The organism is Mesorhizobium sp. M1E.F.Ca.ET.041.01.1.1, assembly GCF_003997355.1.
Taxonomy (GTDB): Bacteria; Pseudomonadota; Alphaproteobacteria; order Rhizobiales; family Rhizobiaceae; genus Mesorhizobium.
The window spans coordinates 1-5,643 of record NZ_RZSL01000409.1; the positions used below are offsets into that span (position 1 = coordinate 1).

Here is a 5,643-nt window from a genome sequence, read left to right on the forward strand (position 1 = left end):
TGTCGCCCTCCGATCGGCCCTATCTGCCGTTCCAGCAATGGGCGATGCGGGCGGAGGGCTTGAAGCCTTCGCCGCTCGGTATCCTCATGCATCCCAAATACGGGCTCTGGCATGCCTATCGCGGCGCGCTGCTGTTCGCGGCCGAGATTTTCCTCCCTGAACCTCACAAAACGATTCATCTTTGCGACACATGCGCCGAAAAACCCTGCATGAAATCCTGTCCGGTCGACGCCTATTCCGGGCAGGGCTTTGCCCATGATGCCTGCCTCGGCCATGTGCGCGGCCCTCGCGGTGAGCCCTGCCGGAGCGGCGGCTGCCTCGACCGCAACGCCTGTCCCTACGGCGCGAGCTTTCGCTATCCGCCCGAGGTGCAAGCCTTTCATATGGCAGCCTTCGCACGCTAACTGCGCGACCTGACAAGACCTTCCACAGACTGTGCGTGATCCGTCAGATCTCAGGGTTTCCGGCCGAAAGCCAGCCCTGCTGCATGAAAGAGCCCCATCAGCAGGGCCCCGATGAAACCCGAGACCAGTGTGACAACGGGATGGTTTGCGCTGTCGATCTGATATGCAAAGAGGGTTGCCACGACGAAGCTTGCCCAGCCGGCGATCACGTTGGGGATAGCTGAGTTGCCGAAGACGCGTGGATAGGAGCCGCCGGTTATCCCGCTCACGAAATGCGGGACGCCATTGGCGCCGAAAACACCGACGAGAAAAGCAAGTAGTGCCGTCGGCCACATACGGGCTTCGTCCTCCGGCCAAGTTGAAACGTGCTGCTCGCCGCAGACCAGCCCAGGCTGGCAAGGCTGCCGACATTGCGGACAGGGCAAGCCTAAGGCAAGCCCGATACGCATTTGTGAACGCAACCGACCCGCCATCGACTTGCCCATGCTTGCGACACGGATATGTATCGCCCGGCATCAAAAACGGAACGGGCCATGGCGAAGCGCGACATTGAAATCACCACCGGAGACGGCAAGGCAAAAGCGAGCCTTTTCCGACCATCCACCAAGGCCGGCGCCGGTGTCATCCTCTACATGGATGCGTTCGGGCCGCGCCCGGCACTCGATGAGGTGGCGGAGCGGCTTGCCGGGCAGGGCTATGCAGTCTTAGTGCCTGACCTCTTTTATCGCAAAGCACCCTACGGTCCGTTCGATGCCAAGACCGCCTTCACGGTGGAGGAAACCAAGACCAAGTTGATGGCGCTGGTGACCGGCACCACGCAGGAGATGACAATTCGCGACAGCGCTGCCTTCCTCGGCGCGCTCATCTCCCAAGGCATCAATGGGCCGGTGGGCGTCGTCGGCTATTGCATGGGCGGCGCGCGGGCGCTTAACGCGGCGGCGGCCTATCCCGACCGCATCGTCGCGGCGGCGAGCTTCCACGGCGGCAATCTCGCAAGCGATGCGCCCGACAGCCCATACCGCAAGGCAGCCTCGATCAAGGCGCGCATCTATGTCGGCACCGCCGGCGTCGACCGCAGCTTCCCGCCGGAACAGTCGGCGCGGCTGGCGGAGGCGCTCAGGGTGGCCGAAGTCGACCACGTCATCGAGAACTATGTCGGTGTCGGCCATGGCTGGTGCATCAAGGACCACAGTGTCTATGACGAGGCCGGCGCGGAGAGGCACTGGAAGCGGCTGACGACATTCTTTGGCGAAACACTGGGCTGAGCGCCTCTTACACCGGCAGTGCTGCCCTCATCCGCCTTCGGGCACCTTCTTCCCGTTCACGGGGAGAAGGCAGGTCGCGCCGCAAAAAATTCTTCCATAACCCCAAGGAATCGCCATTAGCCTTCGTCCAACGGGCAAATGACGGCGATGATGCTGGACGACAGCGAAGCCTCCGATGCCGAACTGATCGGGCGGGCGAGGGGCGGAGACAGGGGGGCTTTCGGCAAACTGCTCGAAAGGCACTATGGCTTCGTCTATCGCGCCGCCTATCGCTGGTGCGGCCGGAAGGCCGACGCCGAGGACATCGCCCAGGACGTCTGCGTGCGGCTCGGCCGGGCGATCCGCGATTATCAGGGCAGCGGCGCTTTCACGACCTGGCTCTACGCCATGACGCTGAACGCGGCGCGCGACATGATGCGCAAGCGGGCGCGCGACACCGCCAAGACCGAGGCTTACGGCACTTATGCACTGATTTCGGGAGAGGGCTCGGCGGAAGGCCAGGACCCGGCCGAGGCGCTGTGGGCGGCGGTGCGGATGCTGCCGGACAAGCAGCGCGACGCGGTGCTGCTGGTCTACGGCGAAGGCCTCAATCACGCGGCTGCGGCCGAGGTGATGGCGATCTCGGAGACGACGGTTTCCTGGCACATCCATGAAGCGAAGAAACGGCTGAAGGTGCTCATGCGTTCAGTCGGGGAAGTGTGACCATGGTCGACGACAACGAACTCGAAAGGCTGCGCGACCTCGCAGTGCCAGCGCCCGACGGCGAAGCGAAAACTCGCGCTTTGGCTGCCGCGATGCGCGCCTTCGACATGGAAAATATTTCGACGGCCACCCAAGGAACATCTGCAGGTCTTCGTCTCACGGAGCGAGCACAAATGCTCTGGAGAGAGATCATGCAACGGAAACTCATTGCCACGCCGGCCATCACCGCGCTGGTTGCGCTGCCTATCGCCGGCTATGCCGCTTTTGAGATGTTGAGGGAGCAGCCACCAGTCATCGGCGGCAACGAAGGTAAGGTGACCGAGACGGTGGCCGACAAGCCGGTGGCGCAGAAGCCTGCGAGCAATGGGCTGGCGACCAACGAACCGCTGGCGGCCGTGCCCGCCAAGGAGAAGAAGACCGACGCCGATAGCGAGGATCGCCTCAAGGATGAGGCGCAGATCGCGCCGGCGGCACCGAAGCCGGCCACGGAAGTCGACAGCCTGGTCAAGCAGGAGATGGCGCCCGACGCGTTGCCCGCTCCGGCGCCGGCAGAAAGCGGCCAACTTGCGTCCGGCGGACGCGCGAACGCTCAACCGCCCGTGGCCGCGATGCGGTCCGCACAGGCGCCTGCCGGCGCGGTCGCCGATTCCAAGCTGATGGCGCAGCCCGCGCCGATGCCGGCCGACCAGATGCAGCCGCAGGAGGAAAACCGCGACCGTATCGAGACCTTCAAGACCAATCCGGTGCACGAAACGGCGCAGGATCCGGTCTCGACCTTCTCGATCGACGTCGACACCGCCTCCTATTCCTTCGTGCGGCGCTCGCTGAAAGAAGGCACTCTGCCTGACCCCGATACGGTCCGGGTCGAGGAAATGATCAACTACTTCCCCTATGACTGGAAGGGGCCGGACTCGGCCGCGACGCCGTTCAACTCGACCGTCACCGTCATGCCGACGCCGTGGAACGAGCACACCAAGCTCATGCATGTCGCCATCAAGGGCTTCGACCTGAAGCCGGCCGAGCAGCCCAAGGCCAATCTGGTGTTCCTGATCGACGTGTCGGGCTCGATGGACGAGCCGGACAAGCTGCCGCTGCTCAAATCAGCCTTCCGGCTGCTGGTCAGCAAGCTCAAGGCCGACGACACCGTCTCGATCGTCACCTATGCCGGCAATGCCGGCACGGTGCTGATGCCGACCAAGGCGGCGGAAAAGCAGAAGATCCTTTCGGCCATCGACAATCTCGAGCCCGGCGGCTCGACGGCCGGCGAGGCGGGCATCCGGGAGGCCTACAAGCTTGCCGAGCAGTCCTTCGTCAAGGACGGCATCAACCGGGTGATGCTCGCCACCGACGGCGACTTCAATGTCGGCCAGACCGATGACGACGACCTCAAGCAGCTGATCGAGAAGGAGCGCAAGACCGGCGTCTTCCTGTCAGTGTTCGGTTTTGGACGCGGCAATCTGAACGACCAGATGATGCAGACCATCGCCCAGAACGGCAACGGCACGGCCGCCTATATCGACACGCTGGCCGAAGCCGAGAAGGTGCTGGTCGAGGACGCATCCTCGACGCTGTTCACCATCGCCAAGGACGTCAAGATCCAGGTCGAGTTCAACCCGGCCAAGGTCTCGGAATACCGCCTGGTCGGCTATGAGACGCGCGCCTTGAAGCGCGAGGACTTCAACAACGACCGCGTCGATGCCGGCGAGATCGGCTCCGGCCATTCGGTGACGGCGATCTACGAGATCACGCCCAAGGGCAGCGGCGCGGAACAGGTCGATCCGCTCCGCTACGGCCAGGCGAAAGTCGACAATGGCGGCATTGCCAATGCGGACGAATATGCCTTCGTCAAGATCCGCTACAAGCTGCCGAACGAAGACGTCTCCAAGCTGATCACCACGCCGGTGACCGCGGCCAATGAGGTGCCGTCCTTCGACGAGGCAGGAAGCGACCAGCGCTTCTCTGTCGCGGTGGCCGCCTTCGGACAGAAGCTGCGCGACGAGGATCAGACGGCGAATTTCGGCTACGACCGGATCCTGGAGATCGCCAACGCCGCCCGCGGCGCCGATCCGTTCGGCTACAGAGCCGAATTCCTGTCGCTGGTGCGCCTGGCGTCGTCACTGGGGGGTAACAAATAGGGTGTCGTGAAGATCGGGAACGCCGGCAGAGAAACACCCCGCCGGCCTTCGCGCCGATCGTTAAATTGCGCGGCTTTTCCGGAACCTCGTCGCAATGAGATTCTGTTAGTCAAAGCTGATAGAGGACTTCGAGGGGCTGGAATTGCATATTACCGGGAACGTCACATCGGCGGCGGGCAACCTCCAGGCTCGAGAACCATCCGGCCCGTCGGCGGAATCCTCGCGCATCAGAAGCGATGTCGACGCAGCCCGCAACACGGCGCTCTCCGCGCTGAACAACGACCGCTTCCGCGTGATGCTGGAGCAGATCAGCGACCCGCGCGCGTCCAGCGCCTTGATGACGATGGGTGTCGACAGCGGAGGCGGCGCCGCTACCGACCTCAATACGGCGCTGTCGCGCTACGCCGAAAACAGCGACTGAAGCAGGGCGGTTTTCAGGCGCGGCTGCGCCGCCGCTCGCGGCGGCCTTCGCCGGCCTCGGCCGAACCGGCCGAAGCAAGCTTGTTGCGCATCGGGCCGATGCGCTCGACGATCGTCTCGACGGTCGGGCGCGATGACTTGGTGTGAGCGTCGAGCGCCTTGCGCATGGCGGCAAGATGAGCGAACGAGGTGCCGCAGCAGCCGCCGACGATTTTTGCGCCGGCATCGACGGCCAGCCTGACATAGTCGGCCATCAACTCGGGCGTGCCGGAATAGTGGATCTCGCTGCCGCGGAATTCCGGAATGCCGCAATTGCCCTTGACGATCACGGTGGCCTCCGGTTTCGCCTCGGTCATGTCGAGCAGCGAGGCCAGGATGTCGGCCGCGCCGACGCCGCAATTGGCGCCGACGCCGAGCGGGGCCTGCGACAGACCGTCGGCGACGCCATGGATGTCCTTCGGCAACAGCCCCATCATGGTGCGGCCGGCGGTGTCGAAGGAACCGGTGTAGGTATAGGGCAGGCCGACGCGGATCGCGGCTTCCGCCGCGGCGCGGATCTCGTCCGGCGCCGACATGGTCTCGATCCAGGCGACTTCGGCGCCGCCGGCCTTGAGGCCTTCGATCTGCTCGGCAAAGGCATCGACGGCATCTTCGTAGGTCATGGCGCCGAGCGGCACCAGCAGCTCCCCCGTCGGACCGACGGAGCCGGCGACGATA

Annotated in this window: 7 protein-coding genes; 5 read left to right on the forward strand and 2 right to left on the reverse strand. The window is 64.2% G+C overall.

Annotation, left to right across the window (positions count from 1 at the left end; translation table 11 throughout):
* The coding region (locus tag EOA38_RS26140) for a 4Fe-4S dicluster domain-containing protein (protein ID WP_145966068.1) at positions 1–404 on the forward strand (404 nt) is incomplete at its 5' end.
* Positions 405–454: 50 nt separating this feature from the next.
* Here EOA38_RS26140 and EOA38_RS26145 read toward each other — a convergent pair.
* Positions 455–889, reverse strand: a complete 435-nt coding sequence (locus EOA38_RS26145) for a hypothetical protein (protein WP_126093299.1) — start codon at positions 887–889, stop codon at positions 455–457.
* Between the two features lie 48 nt (positions 890–937).
* Here EOA38_RS26145 and EOA38_RS26150 point away from each other — a divergent pair, with 48 nt between their 5' ends.
* The 4 genes from EOA38_RS26150 to EOA38_RS26165 all read left to right on the forward strand — a co-directional run bounded on the left by EOA38_RS26150 (position 938) and on the right by EOA38_RS26165 (position 4,927).
* A complete protein-coding gene (locus tag EOA38_RS26150; protein ID WP_126093300.1) occupies positions 938–1,669 on the forward strand; it encodes a dienelactone hydrolase family protein in 732 nt (243 codons plus the stop codon).
* Positions 1,670–1,807: 138 nt separating this feature from the next.
* Entirely contained in the window at positions 1,808–2,371 is a 564-nt protein-coding gene (locus tag EOA38_RS26155) for an RNA polymerase sigma factor (protein ID WP_126093301.1), read from the forward strand.
* 2 nt (positions 2,372–2,373) lie between these two features.
* On the forward strand, positions 2,374–4,506 hold the full coding sequence (locus tag EOA38_RS26160) for a VWA domain-containing protein (RefSeq protein WP_126093302.1): 2,133 nt from the start codon (positions 2,374–2,376) through the stop codon (positions 4,504–4,506).
* A gap of 142 nt (positions 4,507–4,648) precedes the next feature.
* Complete coding sequence (locus EOA38_RS26165; RefSeq protein ID WP_126093303.1) at positions 4,649–4,927, forward strand: hypothetical protein; 279 nt, start codon at positions 4,649–4,651, stop codon at positions 4,925–4,927.
* A gap of 13 nt (positions 4,928–4,940) precedes the next feature.
* Here the strand turns inward: EOA38_RS26165 and bmt are convergent.
* On the reverse strand, positions 4,941–5,643 hold a 703-nt coding region (gene bmt / locus EOA38_RS26170), incomplete at its 5' end, for a betaine--homocysteine S-methyltransferase (RefSeq protein ID WP_127300596.1).

Bases quoted from the DNA above. Each gene is read 5' to 3' on its own strand.
- EOA38_RS26145 (WP_126093299.1), bottom strand. From the start codon at position 889: ATGGGCAAGTCGATGGCGGGTCGGTTGCGTTCACAAATGCGTATCGGG.
- EOA38_RS26160 (WP_126093302.1), top strand. From the start codon at position 2,374: ATGGTCGACGACAACGAACTCGAAAGGCTGCGCGACCTCGCAGTGCCA.
- EOA38_RS26150 (WP_126093300.1), top strand. From the start codon at position 938: ATGGCGAAGCGCGACATTGAAATCACCACCGGAGACGGCAAGGCAAAA.
- EOA38_RS26155 (WP_126093301.1), top strand. From the start codon at position 1,808: ATGACGGCGATGATGCTGGACGACAGCGAAGCCTCCGATGCCGAACTG.